The sequence below is a fragment of the Micromonospora sp. GCM10011542 genome (genome assembly GCF_042650685.1).
GTDB lineage: Bacteria > Actinomycetota > Actinomycetes > Mycobacteriales > Micromonosporaceae > Micromonospora.
Genome location: NZ_JBHSBO010000058.1, coordinates 518,568 through 533,842, shown reverse-complemented (window position 1 = coordinate 533,842; position 15,275 = coordinate 518,568). Strand labels below are relative to the sequence as shown.

The window sequence follows — 15,275 nt, the reverse complement described above, 5'->3', positions numbered from 1 at the left end:
TCTCAGGGCGGACGCCCGACCCGGTCACGCTGAGGAGTGTCACCATGCCGTATCCGTGCTCCTGTTCGGCTCCGGCCACCCGGCGGTGGCGGTGGACGATGGGCCGCGCGCCGGGTCGACCCGGCCCGCGCGAGGGGTGCTCAGCGCGGCCAGCGCCTCCGCCCGCTCCGATGCCGGCCGGCTGGTGGAGGGGGCGTCGCCGGCCGGCGCGGACCCGTCCCGCCCGGCTGCGGTCACCACCGCCGCCAGCCCGGTGGTCAGCGGGACGGCGGCGATCAGGCCGAGCGTGGCGACCCCGCTGCGCACGATCTCCTGAGCCAGGAACTCGCTGGTCAGCATCTCCCCGATCGGCCGCGAGTCGGCGGTGAGCAGGAGCAGCAGCGGTAGGGAGGCCCCGGCGTACGCCAGCACGATGGTGTTGACCGTGGACGCGATGTGTGCCCGGCCGACCCGGGTCGCGGCCCGGTAGAGCTGCAACCGGGACAGCCCGGGGTTCGCGTGCGCCAGTTCGGTGACGGTGGCCGCCTGGGTGACCGTGACGTCGTCCAGCACGCCCAGCGAGCCGATGATGATGCCGGCGAGGAGCAGCCCGTGCAGGTCCACGTCGGCCTGGAACATCGACAGCGTGGTGGCGTCCTCGCTGCCGAAGCCGGTCAGGTGGGTGGCCGCGGTGGCGATCGTGCCGAGCACCCCGGTCAGCACCAGGCTGCCCAGGGTGCCGAGGACCGCTACCGAGGTCTGCGCGGTCACCCCGTGCGTCAGGTAGAGCACGACGAACATGATCAGGGCGGCGCCGACCACCGCGACCAGCAGCGGCGACCGGCCGGCGCTGATGCCGGGCAGCACGAAGGCGAGCAGGATGGCGAAGCTGGCGGCCAGCCCGGCGAGCGCCGCCAGACCGCGCCACCGGCCGAACGCGACGATGGCGACGGCGAAGACGACCGCCAGCCAGACCAGCGGAGTGCCGCGCTGGTGTTCGGCGATGTTCCAGCTGCTGCTGGCCGGGTCGGTGGGGTCGGTCAGCTCGACCAGGATGATGTCGTCGCCGGCCTGCACCCGGGGCGCGCCGGGGCCGGCCGGTACCGGTGCCTCCACCTGCTGACCGGCCGCCGGCCCGTCGTCGACCCGGACGCTGACCGTGCCGCACGGCCCGGCCGCGGCTCCCGGCGTCCCCTCCGGGGCCGGCGGGCAGGGTTCGGTGACGATCCGGGTGACCGTGCCGTGGTAGCGCGGAACGTTGGCGCCACCGTCGGTCGACGGGGTGCCGCCGCGCGGCCAGAGCACCAGGGCGGCGAGAACCGTGGCGACGAAGAGGGGCACCACCGTCGCGACGAGGATCCGTCGCACCCGCGGCGGGGCGGACGGAGCGGGACGGGTGTGGTCGGCGCCCAAAGCGAATTCTCCCAACGGATCCGGTGCGGGGTACGTGCCGGCGGGTCGGTTGGTTCACCGCCTCCGTGGGAACGCGGCACAGGACGCGCCGGATCGCTGCGCGACGACGGATCGGTGACACACCGTGAGGGATCGGCTCGGCCGTCCGCCGGCTCCGCCACGCGGTGGCGGTGTCGGCGCCCGTCGGTTCGGGCGCGGCGGGTGGTACGGCATCCGGAGGGTCATCGTCGGGAATGGTAACCAGCCCGAACCCGGGTCGCAGGTCGCGCCGGGGTGTCGGGAGCCGATCGGTCAGCCCCGCTTCATCAACCGCCCGACGGCCGCCATCATCTCGCTGGCCATCTCGTCGGCCCGGCCCTCGGCCGCACCCTCGTGCATGCAGTGCCGGGCGTGCCCGTCGAGCAGCCCCAGGGCGACCTTGTCCAGCGCGGCCTGGATGGCGGAGATCTGGGTGAGCACGTCGATGCAGTAGCGGTCCTCGTCGACCATCTTCTCGATGCCCCGGACCTGCCCCTCGACGCGGCGGAGCCGCGCGAGCAGCTGGTCCTTGCTGGCGGTGTACCCGCGGATCGGAGTGGGTGCGGTCATGTCGACCAGGATAGCGTACCCCTGGGGGGTATGGTACGGTCCTCCTTGGGCCGGATACCCCCACCGGGTACCGGTAAGTGATCGAGAAGCGGTCCGTCTCCGATTTACCCCCTGGGGGTATAGGCTGGAGGCGGTGGAGGGAGTTCCGATGGTCACCACGACGTACCAGGTGCAGGGCATGACCTGTGGGCACTGCGTGAGCGCGGTCAGCAGCGAGGTCGGCGCCATCGCCGGCGTCACCGACGTGCAGGTCGATCTGACCGCCGGCCGGGTCACCGTCACCAGCGAGGCCCCGCTCGACCCGGCGTCGGTGCGCGCCGCCGTCGACGAGGCCGGCTACGACCTCGTCGACGCGTGACGGAGACCGGGGTGCCCCGATGAACACGGCGATGAAGCTCAGCGGCTTCGCCCTCGGCCTCGCGGCGGTGTTCGGAGCGGCGTACGGGGTCGGCCAGGTCGCCGGCCCCGTCGCCCCGATCGCCGAGGCGCGCCACGACGCCAGCGCCGCCACCGGCGACGCCGCGCACGGCGCCACCGAGGGCGGGCACGACGACGCCACAGGCGGGCACGGCGACTCAGCCGGCGACGCCGTCGAGCGGTTCCCCGGCGGCCTGCTCGTCTCCGAGCACGGCTACACCGTCGAGCCGGTCGCGGCGCCCGCCGACCAGTTCGCCTACCGGATCACCGGCCCGGACGGCCGGCCGGTCACCGCCTTCGACGTGGCGCACGACAAGCGGATGCACCTCGTCGTGGCCCGGCGCGACCTCTCCGGCTTCCGCCACGTACATCCCGAGATGGCGCCGGACGGCACCTGGCGGGTGACCTCCCCGTTGGCCGGTCCGGGCCAGTGGCGGGCGTTCGCCGACTTCACCCCGACCGGTGGGGAACCGCTGACCCTCGGCGTGGACGTGACCGTCCCCGGCGCGCTGACCGAGCGACCGCTGCCCGCCCCGGCGACCAGCACCACGGTCGACGGCTACACGGTCACCCTGGCCGGCGCCCCGCGGCCCGGCCGGACCTCGCCGCTGACCCTGACGGTCAGCCGAGACGGCGCACCGGTCATCGACCTGGAGCCCTACCTGGGCGCGTACGGCCACCTGGTGGCGCTGCGCCAGGGGGACCTCGCGTACCTGCACGTGCACCCGGACGGCACGCCCGGCGACGGGCGGACCCGACCCGGGCCCGCGGTGACCTTCTTCGCCGAGGTCCCGTCCGTGGGCAGCTACCGGCTCTACCTCGACTTCCGGCACGGCGGCGCGGTGCACACCGCCGAGTTCACCGTCACGACCGACGGGAGCCCACGATGACCACCACCAGTAGGCCGCTACCCGAGGCGCCGAACCGCATCGAGCTGGCGATCGGCGGCATGACCTGCGCGTCCTGCGCGGCGCGGATCGAGAAGAAGTTGAACCGGATGGACGGGGTGACCGCCACCGTCAACTACGCCACCGAGAAGGCCACCGTCCGGTACGCCGACGACGTGACGCCGGACGACCTGATCGACACCGTTCGCCGCACCGGCTACACCGCCGTGCTCCCGCCCCCACCGGCCGCCGTCGAGCCGACCGTGGAGCCGGCGGACGAGCTGCACGGCCCGCGTACCCGGCTCTGGGTGTCAGCGGTGCTGACCGTGCCGGTGGTGCTGCTGGCCATGGTGCCGGCCTGGCAGTTCGACTACTGGCAGTGGCTCTCGCTGACCCTCGCGGCCCCGGTCGTGGTCTGGGGCGGGCTGCCGTTCCACCGGGCCGCGCTGATCAACCTGCGGCACGGCGCCGCGACCATGGACACCCTCGTCTCGCTCGGCACCCTCGCCGCGTTCGGCTGGTCGCTCTGGGCCCTCTTCCTGGGCGACGCGGGCCTGCCCGGGATGACGCACCCGTTCCGGTTCGACATCACCCGCACCGACGGCGCCGGCGCCATCTACCTGGAGGCGGCGGCCGGGGTCACCGTGTTCATCCTGGCCGGCCGCTACTTCGAGGCCCGCTCCAAGCGCACCGCCGGGGCCGCCCTGCGCGCCCTGCTCGAGCTGGGCGCCAGGGACGTCGCGGTGCTGCGCGGCGGAGTGGAGACCCGGATCCCGGTGGACCAGCTCGCCGTCGGTGACCGGTTCGTGGTCCGCCCCGGCGAGAAGATCGCCACCGACGGGGTGGTCGACGAGGGCACCTCGGCGGTGGACGCCAGCATGCTGACCGGCGAGTCGGTGCCGGTCGAGGTCGGCCCCGGCGACGCCGTGGTCGGCGCCACGGTGAACGCGGGCGGCCGGCTGGTGGTCACCGCCACCCGGATCGGCGGGGACACCCAGCTGGCCCGGATGGCCGAGCTGGTCGAGCAGGCACAGAGCGGCAAGGCGGCCGTGCAGCGGCTGGCGGACCGGATCTCCGGCGTCTTCGTGCCGATCGTCATCACGCTGGCCGTCGGCACGCTGGGCTGGTGGCTGGGCACCGGGTCGGGGCCGACCGCCGCGTTCACCGCCGCGGTGGCCGTGCTGATCATCGCCTGCCCGTGCGCGCTGGGCCTGGCCACGCCGACCGCCCTGCTGGTCGGCACGGGCCGGGGTGCCCAGCTCGGCGTCCTGATCAAGGGGCCGGAGATGCTGGAGTCGACCCGGCGGGTGGACACGGTGGTGCTGGACAAGACCGGCACGGTGACCACCGGCCGGATGACCCTGGTGGACGTGGTCCCGGCGGCCGGGGAGGACGGCGCCGAGCTGCTCCGGCTCGCCGGGGCGGTGGAGGCCGCCTCCGAGCACCCCATCGCCCGGGCGGTCGCCGCCGGTGCCGCCGAGGCCGGCGCGCTGCCCCCGGTGACCGACTTCGCGAACGTCGAGGGGCTCGGCGTGACCGGGACGGTCGACGGGCGCGGCGTGCTGGTCGGCCGGCTCCGGCTGCTGCGCGAGCGCGGGTTCGACGTACCCCCGGAGGTCGAGCGGACGGTGACCGACGCGCAGGCCGCCGGCCGGACGGCCATGCTGGCCGGCTGGGACGGCCGCGCCCGCGGCGTGCTCGCGGTCGCCGACGTGGTGCGGCCGACCAGTCGGGCGGCCGTGGCGGGGCTGCGCGGCCTGGGGCTCACCCCGGTCCTGCTGACCGGAGACAACGCGACCGTGGCCCGGGCCGTCGCCGCCGAGGTGGGCATCGACGAGGTGATCGCCGAGGTGCTGCCGGCGGACAAGGTCGACGTGGTCAAGCGACTCCAGGCCGACGGGAAGGTCGTGGCGATGGTCGGTGACGGGGTCAACGACGCTCCCGCCCTGGCCCAGGCCGACCTGGGCCTGGCCATGGGCACCGGCACCGACGTGGCGATCGAGGCGTCCGATTTGACCCTGGTCCGGGGCGACCTGAGCGCCGCGGTGGACGCCATCCGGCTGTCCCGACGCACGCTCGGCATCATCCGGGGCAACCTGTTCTGGGCGTTCGCGTACAACGTGGCGGCGTTGCCACTGGCCGCCGCCGGACTGCTCAACCCCATGATCGCCGGAGCCACGATGGCCTTCTCCTCGGTCTTCGTGGTGGCGAACAGCCTGCGCCTGCGCCGGTTCCGTCCGGCCGCCTGACGCGCGCCGCCGACGCGCGCTGGTGACCGTCGGTGACGGCGGATCGGACCGAAATGGTTGGGTGACCGCCGGCGGGGGTACTGCTGATGGCGTAGCGACGCTCGCAATGGAGGTTCGCAATGGGTATGGACGACAAGCTCAACAACGCCACCGAGAACGCGGCCGGCAAGCTCAAGGAAGGCGCCGGTCGGGCCACCGACAACGAGCAGCTCGAGGCCGAGGGCCGCGGCGACCAGGCTTCCGCCAACATCAAGCAGGCTGGCGAGAAGATTAAGGACGCCTTCAAGAACTGACGCACGCAGCAGTACGCACGCCGGGCCGGTGATCTCACCGGCCCGGCGTGCTGTCTGTCCGACCCTGAGATCCCCCTGATTCCGCGCCGCCCCGCACCCGCCATGCGCGCATACCCGCTAACTTCCATTGGCATGTGCAAGGGCTGGTTATGAGCGCCGCTCCGCCGCCGACCGGCGACGACCTGGTCCGGGTGCTCGCCACCCTGGCCAACCCGCACCGGCTGCGGGTCGTCGCCGCGCTGGCCCAGGAACGTGCCTACGTGAGCCGGCTGGCCCGGCAGCTGGGCATCAGCCGGGCGCTGTTGCAGGTCCACCTACGGAAGCTGGCGGCGGCCGGGCTGGTCTCCGCAAGCCTGGAGTTGTCGGAGGACGGGAAGGCCATGAACTACTACGAGGTGGAGCCGTTCGTGCTCACACTCACCCCCCAGATCATCGCGGCGGCGGTCGAGACGCTGACCGTGCCCGATTCCGCCGAGCAGCCGGGAGCGGAGCGGTGAGCGAACACGACTGGACCGAGGTGGTCGGCGCGATCGGCGTCTTCGCCCTGCTGATCACCGTGTTCACGGTGACCGTCGTGCAGGTCGCCAAGACCCGGCGGGCCCGGTTCGACGGCGCCCGCTCGGCCGAGTACCAGCGGCTCGCCGAGACCGCCACCCGCGTCCAGGAGGAGAACGCCCGCCTGCTCGCCGCGATGGAGAGCCGGCTGGGCGGAATGGAGACCCGGATGGGCACGCTGGAACGCGTCCTCAAGGACGTCGACTGATCCGGTGGAAGGCCCCGGGCCGTCGAGCGCCAACTCGACGGCCCGGGTGGAAGCAGCATCACCTCGCCCGCGGGGGCGAGTTTCTCCCGTAACGCTCCTTCCAGGAGAGGACAGCACCCCATGCTGCGCGTACGCAAATCCGCCGTGGGCTGGGCGCTCGCCCTGGCCGTCACGGCCACCGGGCTGACCCCGGCGACCCCGGCCGCCGCCCGACCACAGCCGAAACCGACCATCGACTGGCAGCCCTGCACCGAGGACACCACCGCCGAGTGCGGCACGCTCTCGCTGCCGGTGGACTGGAACCGCCCCCGGGGCGAACGGTTCGACCTGGCGTTGGCCCGTCGGGTCGCCACCGATCCGACCGCCCGGACGGGCTCGCTGGTGTTCGGTCCCGGTGGGCCGGGCGACAGCGGGGTCGGCCGGGTGCTGACCGGCAGCTCCCGGTTCAGCGCCGAGCTGCGCCGCCGGTTCGACATCGTCAGCTTCGACCCGCGTGGCACCGGCCGCAGCCACCCGGTGGTCTGCTCCAGAGACCTGCTCGCCCGGCAACCGCAGCTGATCGCCGACCAGGCACAGTTCGACGCCACACTGGTGAACAACGCGCTGCTGCGCGCCGACTGCCGCGCCCGCACCGGGCCGCTCTACGACCACGTGGACACGACCAGCGCCGCCCGCGACCTCGACGCGGTCCGCGCCGCGCTCGGCGAGCGACGGCTGACCTTCCACGGCAGCTCGTACGGCACCCTGCTCGGCCAGCGGTATGCCGAGCTGTACCCAGACCGGGTCCGGGCCGTGGTGCTGGAGGCCGCGATGGATCACAGCCTCCGCACCCGCGCCTTCCTCGACACCCAGGCGGTCACGGCGGAAGGCGCCTTCGACGAGTACGTGGCGTGGTGCGCCCGGTCCACCGGCTGTGCGCTGCACGGGCGGGACTTCCGCGCGATCTGGGCCGGCCTGCACGCCCGGGCCGAGCGCGGCACGCTGACGGACCCGGACCGGGCCGGGGCCGTGCTGACCCCGTTCGAGCTGAGCCGGCGCACCCACAAGGACCTCTACGAGATGCCGCGCTGGCCGAAGCTGGCCGAATGGCTCGCCAGGATGGCCGCTCCCACCACGCCGAGCGTCGCGTCCACGGGCAGCGGCGGGTCGACGGGCGACGCCGTGGCGCCGTACCCGTTCGCGGTCTTTTGCCAGGACTGGAGCCTGCCCGTCCGCGACCACCGCGAGTACGCCGGACTCCTGCGCCGGACGGCCCGGCTCGCGCCCGACCTGCGCTACCCGCCGGCCCTGTTCGCCCTCGTCACCTGCCTGGGCACCCCGACGCCGGTCGCCAACCCGCAGCACCGCCCGCGGGTGCGGACGGAGGTGCCGCTGCTGCTTGCCGCCACCGTGCACGACCCGGCCAGCGGCTACAACTGGGCCACCAACCTGGCCCGGCAGTTGGGTGAGCACGGCGTCCTGCTCACCTACGAGGGCTGGGGGCACGGCGGCTACACCACCAGCCCCTGCGTCCAGCGGGCCGTCGACGCCTATCTGATCGACGGGCTGGTGCCCGCCCGCGGCACCAGTTGCCCGGCCATCGAACCCGGGAGCTGACCGGCGCCGCCGGGCGCTCCGGTGCCACGCCGAGTGGGGCCGAATCCCCGTCGGTCCCTGTCGAGCTGCTGCCCCGGAAATGGGGGCAGCTCGACAGGGACGAACGGCGGCCCCCACCGCCTGCGTATCAACCGCCACCCGCGCCCGTCAGCGCAGCACGCGGTAGCGCAGGTGGGTGACGGTCGGCCCGGCGACCACCGTCTCCTGTTCCAGTCGCGGCGTGATCCCGTCGAAGAGCCGTTCGCCGGCGCCCAGCACGATCGGCACCAGGTGCAGGTGCAGGATGTCGATCGCCCCGGCGGCGAGGTACTGCCGGACAGTGCTCGCCCCGCCGGCGATCGCCACCTCCCGGTCGCCCGCCGCCGCCCGGGCCTGCCGCAGCGCCGAGTCGATCCCGTCGGTGACGAACCGGAACTCGGTGCCGTCCCGCATCAGCAGGGGCTCGCGCGGGTGGTGGCTGAGCACGAAGACCGGGGTGCGGAACGACGGGTCCTCGCCCCACCAGCCGCGCCAGCCCTCGTCCCAGGGCCCGTCCCCGCCGCCGAACATCCGCCGGCCCATCACGTACGCCCCGACGTCGCGGGTCATCTCCTCGACGACCTTGGCGTCGACGCTCTGGTCCACGCCGGCCGACCCGTCCTGTGCCCGTTCGGCGTCCAGGCCGAAGAACCACTCGTGCAACCGCAGACCGCCCCGGCCCAGCGGATCCTGCCGGCTCTGCTCCGGCCCCGCCACGTACCCGTCGAGCGAGATCGACAACTGACTGCTCACGATGCCCATGCCAGGTCGACTCCGGCGACCGGTGGAACTCATCGCTCGGCGGCCAGACGGGCGGCCCGCAGCTCCAGGTAGCGCTGCTCGGGCAGGCTGGTGGTGCCCCGCGCCGCGGCGAGGTACGCCTCCCGGGCCGGGCCCGGCTCCCCGGCCAGCTCCAGCAGGTGGGCACGCACCGCGGCCAGCCGGTGGTGCCCGGCGATCCGCTCGTCGGCGTCCAGCGACGTGAGCAGGGCGAGCCCGGCACGCGGTCCGTCCACCATGGCCACCGCGACCGCCTGGTTCAGGGTGACCATCGGGTTCGGCGCGACCCGGGCGAGCAGCCGGTAGAGCGCCAGGATCTGCGGCCAGTCCGTCGCCTCGGCCGTCGGCGCCTCGGCGTGCACCGCGGCGATCGCCGCCTGGAGCTGGTACGGGCCGGGCGGCGACCAGGTCAGCGCCTCGGTGACCAGCGCGATCCCCTCCGCGATGGCGTTGCTGTCCCACCGTCGGCGATCCTGCTCCGCCAGCGGCACCAGTTCGCCGCCCGGGCCGACCCGGGCCGCCCGGTGCGCGTCGGTGAGCAGCATGAGCGCCAGCAGCCCGGTCACCTCGCCGTCCTCGGGAAGCAGCCGGCGCAGGACGCGGGCCAGCCGGATCGCTTCGCCGGTCAACTCGGCCCGGTGCAGGTCCGGCCCGCTGGTTGCGGTGTACCCCTCGTTGAAGATCAGGTAGAGCACCTGGAGCACCGCGCGCAGCCGATCCTCCCGATCGCCGGGCGCGGGCGGGGCGAACCGTGCGCCGGTGGCCTCGATCCGCTGCTTGGCCCGACGGATCCGCTGGCTCATCGTCGCCTCGGGCACCAGGTGGGCGCGGGCGATCTGCGCGGTGGTGAGGCCACCGACCGCGCGCAGGGTCAGCGCCACCTGCGCCGACCGGGCCAGCGCCGGGTGACAGCAGAGGAAGAGCAGGGTGAGCGTGTCGTCCTCGGCGGGGACCGCCGGGTCCGCGTCCGGTGCGGGGACCACTGAGGCGTACGCCGGCTCACGCCTCGCCACGGCGACCTCGCGCTCCCGGCGGGCCCGCTCGCTGCGCCACTCGTCGGTGAGCCGGCGCGTGGCCACCGTGAGCAACCAGGCGCGGGGATTGTCCGGCACGCCCTGCCCGGGCCACTGCGTCGCGGCGGCGAGCAGCGCCTCCTGGACCGCGTCCTCGCACCTGTCGAACTGGCCGTGCCGGCGCACCAGCAGGCCGAGGACCTGCGGCGCCAGCGTGCGCAGCAGGTCCTCGACCGTCCGGTCGTCGATCACATCTCGGTCCCGGCCTCGTCCATGATCGGCCGGACCTCCAGCACGCCGCCGTAGCGCACGTCCGGCCAGCGGGCGGCGATCTCGGCGGCCCGCTGCGGGCTGTCGCAGTCCACGGTCAGGTAGCCGGCGAACTGTTCCTTGCTCTCCATGAACGGCCCGTCGACGACCTCCGGGTGGCCACCGGCGAGCCGGACCGTCCGGGTCTGTGACGGGTCGGCCAGCGCCTGCCCGCCGACCAGCTCGCCGGACTCGGTCAGCTCCTTCATGATCTCGTCGACCTCGCCGAAGAGCGCCACGCGCTCCCGCTCGGTCAGCTCCTCCACGAAGCCGGGCCGGTTCCAGATCAGCAGCATGTACTTCACGTCGGATGCTCCTCGGGTCGTGGGCGCGCCCCGGGCGGGGTGCGTCTCGGCAGAAGGTCGGAGCCGGGACCCCGTTCCCTACCGGCTACCGAAGAAAATCCCAGAAATCTTCCCCGACGGCGGCCTCCCGCGCCGGCACGGGTCAGCGCGGGTCGCGCCGGCCGCGTACCTGCCGGGCCGGCCGCGCGCCGCCGACATCCAGCGAAGCCCGGTCCGCCGCCGAGGTCCCCGACGACCAGCCCTCGGCGTCCCGGACGCTGAGCCGGTGCCGGGTGACGCCGGGAAAGAGCGTGACCAGGCGCTCCCGCACCGCCTCGCCCCGGGCGGCGAGCACCGGCAGCAACCGCTCCGGCCCGGCCGCCTCGACCGCCTCCCGGCCCGCCGCCTCGGTGCTCGCGCGCAGCCGCTCGCCGATCCGCAGCGCGAACGCGTTCAGGAAGGACTCGTCCCAGGCGCGGGTACGCTTCCCGCCGCCGCCCGCGCGGCGCTCGGTCCGGCCACGCAGCATGGCGGCGGTCGCCTGGACCAGCAGCGAGGTGTACAGCAGCTCCACCGCCACCAGGTCGGCCGGCCACCCCAGCACGGTGGCGAAGCCCAGGTCGTCGGACCAGACCGCCTCGCACCGGTTCGCCGCCGCCACCTCCTGCACCAGCAGCGCCTTCGCGCCCGCGTACGGTGCGTCGGTGCTCAGCCGCACCCCGCCGGGCAGGTCGGTGCGCTCGGCGTCGGCGGCCAGCAGCGCCTCGTCGATGCTGTGCCGGGCGATGAGCTCCTGCGCCTTGCCGGTCAGCGCCTCCGCCTCGGCCGGGAAGGTGGTCGACTCGGCCTTGGCCAGCAGCGCCCGTACCCGGTCCAGCATCCGCGACCCGCCGGCCGCCGCACCGGGGACCACCGCACCGCCCGTCGTCCGGCCGGCGGTCGCCGCACCGCTGGTGCCGGGCGGCGGGCGCAGCACCGCGATCGGCGGCAGACCCTCCACCAGCGCCAGCGCGTCGACCGCCACGCGCAGCGCGTCGACCCGGTCCAGGCCCTCCCGGGCGGACCAGCCGGCCAGCAGGGTGCCGTCGTCGTCCCACCACACCTCGGCGGCCAACTCGTCCAGTTGCTCGTCCCACCAGGTCGGCACCGGACCGGCCTGGTCGCGTCGCTGGGCGGCCATCGCATCCCGGACCAGGCGGGCCGGCCGGGGGCCCAGCCGCCGGTTGGCGAGCCGGTCCAGGTCCACCGGCTGCCAGCCCCGGGGCCAGAGTCGTGCCACGCCGCGCACCAGGCGGCGCAGCAGGGCGGCGTCCACGGCCGCCGTACCGTCCGCGGCGCCGGTGCCGACCATCAGCCGGTCCAGCTGCCGTTCGGCCTGGCGTACGTCGTTGCCGCGCACCGCCGCGACCGCGTCGGCGACGAGTTCGTCCGCGTCCGGCACGGGCACCTCCTTCATCGGGTTCCGTTGCCGGCGTGGCTCCGGCCGCCCCAGCTCCATGATCATGCCGGTAGGCGTGCCGTCGACCCGGAACGGGGATGTTGCCGCCCGCCACCCGTTGATCAACACGAGGCCCGGGAGGTCGGGGTGTCCGACCCGGTCGGACGCCCCGATATCGCTGATCTCGTGTCGATCACCACCGCGCCGGGACGGCATGGTCCGTCCGGTTCCGGGTAGTTCGGGGGCGGACCCGACGCGATGCGAGGTGCGTGATGGCCGGTTCCCACCAGTCGGGCCCCCGTGCCGCCGCCAAGCGGGACGGCCGCTCGTCCGCGCTCGCCGGTGCCCTGATCGGAATCGCGGTGATGGCCGCGGTCGACGAGATCGTCTTCCACCAACTGCTCGCCTGGCACCACTTCTACGACCGGTCCACGCCGTCGGTCGCGCTGCTCTCCGACGGCCTGCTGCACGCCGCCGAGCTGCTGGCGCTGGTCGGCGGCTTCTTCTGGTTCGCCGACCTGCGCCGGCGGGGTGCTCTCGCGGCCCGGCTGGCCTGGGGTGGGTTCCTGCTCGGGGCCGGCGGGTTCCAGCTCTTCGACGGGATCGTCGACCACAAGGTGCTGCGGCTGCACCAGATCCGCTACGGCGTGCACCTGGTGCCGTACGACGTCGTGTGGAACGTCGCCGCCGCGCTGCTGTTGCTGGCCGGCGCCCTGCTGACCTGGCGGGCCCGGTCCCGCCCACCGACCAGCCGTCCTCGATGACGCCGCTCACGCACGGGGGGCACGCTGCGAGCGGTGCCGTGCTCGCGCACGAGGCGCACGCGATGAGCGGCGCGGTGTGGGTGCCGCTGCTGCTGGTCCTGCTGCTGGCCGGGGGTTATCTGGTCGCCGCGGCACGCGATGCACGGGGCTGGGACCGCCGCAGGAGCGCCGCCTGGCTGGCCGGGTGCGCGCTGCTGGCGGTGGCGGTCGGGCCGCTGGCCCAGCTCCCCGACGACCCGCGCGGGCACATGGCGCAGCATCTGCTGCTCGGCATGCTGGCCCCGCTCGGGCTCGTGCTCGGCGCCCCGGTGACCCTGCTGCTGCGGATCGCGCCGCCGCCCACGCGGCGACTGGCGGGCCGGCTGCTGCGTGCCCGCCCGCTGCATCTGCTCGCGCACCCGGTCACCGCCGCGCTGCTCAGCACGGGCGGGCTCGCCCTCGTGCTGCTGACCCCGCTCTACGCGGCGGCGGAGCGCCAGTCCGCCCTGCACCACGCCCTGCACCTGCACTACCTGGCCGCCGGGTACCTGTTCGCCTGGGCGGTGGCCGGCCCGGACCCGGCGCCTGGCCGCCCCGGGCTGGCCGTGCGGCTCGGTGCGCTGCTGGGCGCGGCGGCCGGGCACGCCGCGCTCGCCAAGTACCTCTACGCGCACGCCGGCACCCTGCCGCCCGGCCTGACCGACCCGGATCCGGCGGCGTTCCGGTCCGCCGCCCAGCTCATGTACTACGGCGGCGACATCGCCGAACTGCTGCTGGCGGTGGCCCTCTTCGCCACCTGGTACCACCGCCCCGCCCGCCTGCACCCGCTCAGCCGCGTGCCCTCAGGACAGTGGAGAGCCGGCCGAGGAACTCACTGATGCTCTCCTCGCTGTGGTGCGTCCCGATCTCGTCGTTGAAGGGGCCCGGAGAGCGCAGCGCCTCGTCGAGTGCGACGAGCGTCTCGGCGCGGTCGCCGACGTACAGCCCGCCGGTCACCCCGTCGGCGACCCGGTCCACCACCGCGTCGTCCAGGGTCCGGTCGAACTGGATCCCGTAGAGGATCCCGTTCACGTGGCCTTTCCACCTGTCCGTGTCCATGCTCGTCGGCTTCCCTCACTTCCGCTCGCTGGGCGGGGTCCCGCGCGCGGCCGCATCGTGGCAGGAAGGTGTCTGCCCGGGGGCGGCCGTGGCGGCGGCGAGGAGGCGGGCCAGTTTGGCGGCCCGGGTGGGGTGAGCGTGGCCGACCCAGGCGACCCGGCCGGCCAGGTGCTCGGCGAACGCCGGATGCCCGGTGTGGTTCTGCGCGGCCAGCCCGGTACGGGCGGCGTTGTGCAGGATCGCGCGCAGCCGGTCGTACTCGGCCCGGGGCACCGCCGGGCGCTCGTTGACCACCAGCCCGGCCAGGAGCTGCCGGTCGGCCCGGCCCCGGATGCGGGTCTTGCCCGGGTGCACCCGGAAGCCCTCGTCCCGGGCCACCTCGGTCACCGCCGCGACCAGGTCGGCGACCCGGCGGGACGGCAACTCGCCGGAGAAGGCCAGGTCGTCGGCGTACCGCTGGTAGTGGACCTCGAAGGCGCCGGCCAGCCCGGTCAACCGGCGGTCCAGCCGGAACGCGCAGAGGTTGGCCAGCGCCGGCGAGGTGGGCGCCCCTTGCGGGAGGTGTCCGGCGCGCAGCACGGCCAGCCGCCAGGCCCGGTCGGGCAGCCCGGTCGGGGCAGCGCGGAGGACCGCCGATGGGGTCCGGAGGGTGCAGAGCCCGGTGAGCGCGTGCGCGACCGGCTCCGGGTGACCGGCCGTGCGGAACAGCCCGTACACCCGCCGGGCCGGCACGCTGCCGAAGAAAGCCGCGAGGTCGACGCGGACCACCACCGCCCGGCCGGCGTGCGCGGCGGCGAAGGTGTGCGCCGAGCGGCCCGGCACGAACCCGTGTGCCGCCGGGTGCACCGGCAGGGGACCCAGCACCTCGGCGAGCAGCCGCCGGTGCAGCGCCCGCAGTCGCGGCTTCGGCGCCTCGATCAGCCGGCCACCCGCGGCCCACCGGTACCGGTAGTGGTGCAGCCGCGGGTCGGCGGCGCGGCGGTTCATCGCCCGCCGGTCGGCGTACCAGTCGAGCTGCCCGGGAGGCAGCTCCAGCAGTCGGGCCAGGTCGGACAGGTCGTCCAGAACCGGGGTCGACCAGGGCCGGCGGACCGTGCGGTTCGGCGTCACCGGCCGGGCGCGGACCGCGACCGGTCGGCCGCCCTCGCGGGCGGCGCCGACCACGTCGGCCAGCAGCGCCAGGTCCGCGAGGAAGGCCGCCAGCTCCCGAGGGCGGTCGCGCGGAGCTCGGGGGTACGCGGTCAGCATGGCGTCGGCAACCGGCCACAGCCAGCGGCGACGCACGCCCAGCACCTGCCCGCCGCAGTCGACCAGGTCGGCGCGGTGCCACCGGTCGGCGGCGAGGAACGCGTCGGCGAGCGCGACGGCCAGCGTGTCGACGGTCGTCACGGCCGGACCGGCGGGGGA

The 15,275-nt window shown here is 74.7% G+C and carries 17 protein-coding genes; 9 read left to right on the top strand and 8 right to left on the bottom strand.

The window, feature by feature from the left end; all coding sequences use genetic code 11:
* Nucleotides 1-39 precede the first annotated feature (39 nt).
* Together ACFOW4_RS23300 and ACFOW4_RS23295 are read right to left on the bottom strand one after the other, a co-directional pair.
* Nucleotides 40-1,392: a YibE/F family protein gene (locus ACFOW4_RS23300; RefSeq protein ID WP_377531162.1), complete on the bottom strand. Its 1,353-nt coding sequence runs from the start codon at nt 1,390-1,392 to the stop codon at nt 40-42.
* A gap of 291 nt (nt 1,393-1,683) precedes the next feature.
* A complete protein-coding gene (locus ACFOW4_RS23295) occupies nt 1,684-1,980 on the bottom strand; it encodes a metal-sensitive transcriptional regulator (RefSeq protein WP_355235159.1) in 297 nt (98 codons plus the stop codon).
* Between the two features lie 148 nt (nt 1,981-2,128).
* Here ACFOW4_RS23295 and ACFOW4_RS23290 point away from each other — a divergent pair, with 148 nt between their 5' ends.
* The 7 genes from ACFOW4_RS23290 (at nt 2,129) to ACFOW4_RS23260 (ending at nt 8,185) form a co-directional block, all read left to right on the top strand.
* Nucleotides 2,129-2,338, top strand: coding sequence for a heavy-metal-associated domain-containing protein (locus tag ACFOW4_RS23290; protein WP_377531724.1), 210 nt, complete (start codon nt 2,129-2,131; stop codon nt 2,336-2,338).
* 19 nt (nt 2,339-2,357) lie between these two features.
* Complete coding sequence (locus ACFOW4_RS23285) at nt 2,358-3,287, top strand: hypothetical protein (protein WP_377531159.1); 930 nt, start codon at nt 2,358-2,360, stop codon at nt 3,285-3,287.
* The gene (locus tag ACFOW4_RS23280; protein WP_377531157.1) at nt 3,284-5,533 is read left to right on the top strand and encodes a heavy metal translocating P-type ATPase; all 2,250 of its coding nucleotides are present in this window, start codon (nt 3,284-3,286) and stop codon (nt 5,531-5,533) included. The genes ACFOW4_RS23285 and ACFOW4_RS23280 overlap by 4 nt, the downstream gene beginning before the upstream one ends.
* A gap of 119 nt (nt 5,534-5,652) precedes the next feature.
* Entirely contained in the window at nt 5,653-5,826 is a 174-nt protein-coding gene (locus ACFOW4_RS23275; RefSeq protein WP_377531154.1) for a CsbD family protein, read from the top strand.
* A 149-nt stretch (nt 5,827-5,975) separates the two neighbouring features.
* Complete coding sequence (locus ACFOW4_RS23270; RefSeq protein WP_377531151.1) at nt 5,976-6,323, top strand: ArsR/SmtB family transcription factor; 348 nt, start codon at nt 5,976-5,978, stop codon at nt 6,321-6,323.
* Nucleotides 6,320-6,589 carry a hypothetical protein gene (locus ACFOW4_RS23265; protein WP_377531148.1) on the top strand — a complete coding sequence of 90 codons (270 nt, stop codon included), beginning with the start codon at nt 6,320-6,322 and terminating at the stop codon, nt 6,587-6,589. Before ACFOW4_RS23270 ends, ACFOW4_RS23265 begins: the two co-directional genes overlap by 4 nt.
* 120 nt (nt 6,590-6,709) lie before the next feature.
* Nucleotides 6,710-8,185, top strand: a complete 1,476-nt coding sequence (locus tag ACFOW4_RS23260; protein ID WP_377531147.1) for an alpha/beta hydrolase — start codon at nt 6,710-6,712, stop codon at nt 8,183-8,185.
* 147 nt (nt 8,186-8,332) lie between these two features.
* On the opposite strand, the gene ACFOW4_RS23255 is transcribed toward ACFOW4_RS23260, so the two are convergent.
* The 4 genes from ACFOW4_RS23255 to ACFOW4_RS23240 form a co-directional block, all read right to left on the bottom strand.
* On the bottom strand, nt 8,333-8,965 hold the full coding sequence (locus ACFOW4_RS23255) for a dihydrofolate reductase family protein (RefSeq protein ID WP_377531145.1): 633 nt from the start codon (nt 8,963-8,965) through the stop codon (nt 8,333-8,335).
* Nucleotides 8,966-8,994: 29 nt separating this feature from the next.
* A complete protein-coding gene (locus tag ACFOW4_RS23250; RefSeq protein ID WP_377531143.1) occupies nt 8,995-10,248 on the bottom strand; it encodes an RNA polymerase sigma factor in 1,254 nt (417 codons plus the stop codon).
* Nucleotides 10,245-10,601 (bottom strand): YciI family protein, encoded by a 357-nt coding sequence (locus ACFOW4_RS23245; protein WP_377531722.1) that lies wholly within the window; start codon nt 10,599-10,601, stop codon nt 10,245-10,247. Before ACFOW4_RS23245 ends, ACFOW4_RS23250 begins: the two co-directional genes overlap by 4 nt.
* 151 nt (nt 10,602-10,752) lie before the next feature.
* Complete coding sequence (locus ACFOW4_RS23240) at nt 10,753-12,030, bottom strand: DUF2786 domain-containing protein (protein WP_377531140.1); 1,278 nt, start codon at nt 12,028-12,030, stop codon at nt 10,753-10,755.
* A gap of 269 nt (nt 12,031-12,299) precedes the next feature.
* Here ACFOW4_RS23240 and ACFOW4_RS23235 point away from each other — a divergent pair, with 269 nt between their 5' ends.
* Both ACFOW4_RS23235 and ACFOW4_RS23230 read left to right on the top strand, forming a co-directional pair.
* A complete protein-coding gene (locus ACFOW4_RS23235; RefSeq protein WP_377531138.1) occupies nt 12,300-12,791 on the top strand; it encodes a DUF2243 domain-containing protein in 492 nt (163 codons plus the stop codon).
* Nucleotides 12,788-13,648, top strand: coding sequence for a cytochrome c oxidase assembly protein (locus ACFOW4_RS23230; RefSeq protein WP_377531136.1), 861 nt, complete (start codon nt 12,788-12,790; stop codon nt 13,646-13,648). The genes ACFOW4_RS23235 and ACFOW4_RS23230 overlap by 4 nt, the downstream gene beginning before the upstream one ends.
* On the opposite strand, the gene ACFOW4_RS23225 is transcribed toward ACFOW4_RS23230, so the two are convergent.
* Both ACFOW4_RS23225 and ACFOW4_RS23220 read right to left on the bottom strand, forming a co-directional pair.
* Nucleotides 13,599-13,868, bottom strand: a complete 270-nt coding sequence (locus tag ACFOW4_RS23225; protein ID WP_377531134.1) for a hypothetical protein — start codon at nt 13,866-13,868, stop codon at nt 13,599-13,601. The two genes, ACFOW4_RS23230 and ACFOW4_RS23225, sit on opposite strands and share 50 nt — an antisense overlap.
* A gap of 15 nt (nt 13,869-13,883) precedes the next feature.
* A complete protein-coding gene (locus tag ACFOW4_RS23220) occupies nt 13,884-15,257 on the bottom strand; it encodes a reverse transcriptase family protein (protein ID WP_377531132.1) in 1,374 nt (457 codons plus the stop codon).
* Nucleotides 15,258-15,275: the final 18 nt, after the last annotated feature.

Coding starts and splice junctions, on each gene's coding strand:
- ACFOW4_RS23295 (WP_355235159.1), bottom strand. CDS start 1,980: ATGACCGCACCCACTCCGATCCGCGGGTACACCGCCAGCAAGGACCAG.
- ACFOW4_RS23290 (WP_377531724.1), top strand. CDS start 2,129: ATGGTCACCACGACGTACCAGGTGCAGGGCATGACCTGTGGGCACTGC.
- ACFOW4_RS23285 (WP_377531159.1), top strand. CDS start 2,358: ATGAACACGGCGATGAAGCTCAGCGGCTTCGCCCTCGGCCTCGCGGCG.
- ACFOW4_RS23280 (WP_377531157.1), top strand. CDS start 3,284: ATGACCACCACCAGTAGGCCGCTACCCGAGGCGCCGAACCGCATCGAG.
- ACFOW4_RS23275 (WP_377531154.1), top strand. CDS start 5,653: ATGGGTATGGACGACAAGCTCAACAACGCCACCGAGAACGCGGCCGGC.
- ACFOW4_RS23270 (WP_377531151.1), top strand. CDS start 5,976: ATGAGCGCCGCTCCGCCGCCGACCGGCGACGACCTGGTCCGGGTGCTC.
- ACFOW4_RS23260 (WP_377531147.1), top strand. CDS start 6,710: ATGCTGCGCGTACGCAAATCCGCCGTGGGCTGGGCGCTCGCCCTGGCC.
- ACFOW4_RS23255 (WP_377531145.1), bottom strand. CDS start 8,965: ATGGGCATCGTGAGCAGTCAGTTGTCGATCTCGCTCGACGGGTACGTG.
- ACFOW4_RS23245 (WP_377531722.1), bottom strand. CDS start 10,601: ATGCTGCTGATCTGGAACCGGCCCGGCTTCGTGGAGGAGCTGACCGAG.
- ACFOW4_RS23235 (WP_377531138.1), top strand. CDS start 12,300: ATGGCCGGTTCCCACCAGTCGGGCCCCCGTGCCGCCGCCAAGCGGGAC.
- ACFOW4_RS23230 (WP_377531136.1), top strand. CDS start 12,788: ATGACGCCGCTCACGCACGGGGGGCACGCTGCGAGCGGTGCCGTGCTC.
- ACFOW4_RS23225 (WP_377531134.1), bottom strand. CDS start 13,868: ATGGACACGGACAGGTGGAAAGGCCACGTGAACGGGATCCTCTACGGG.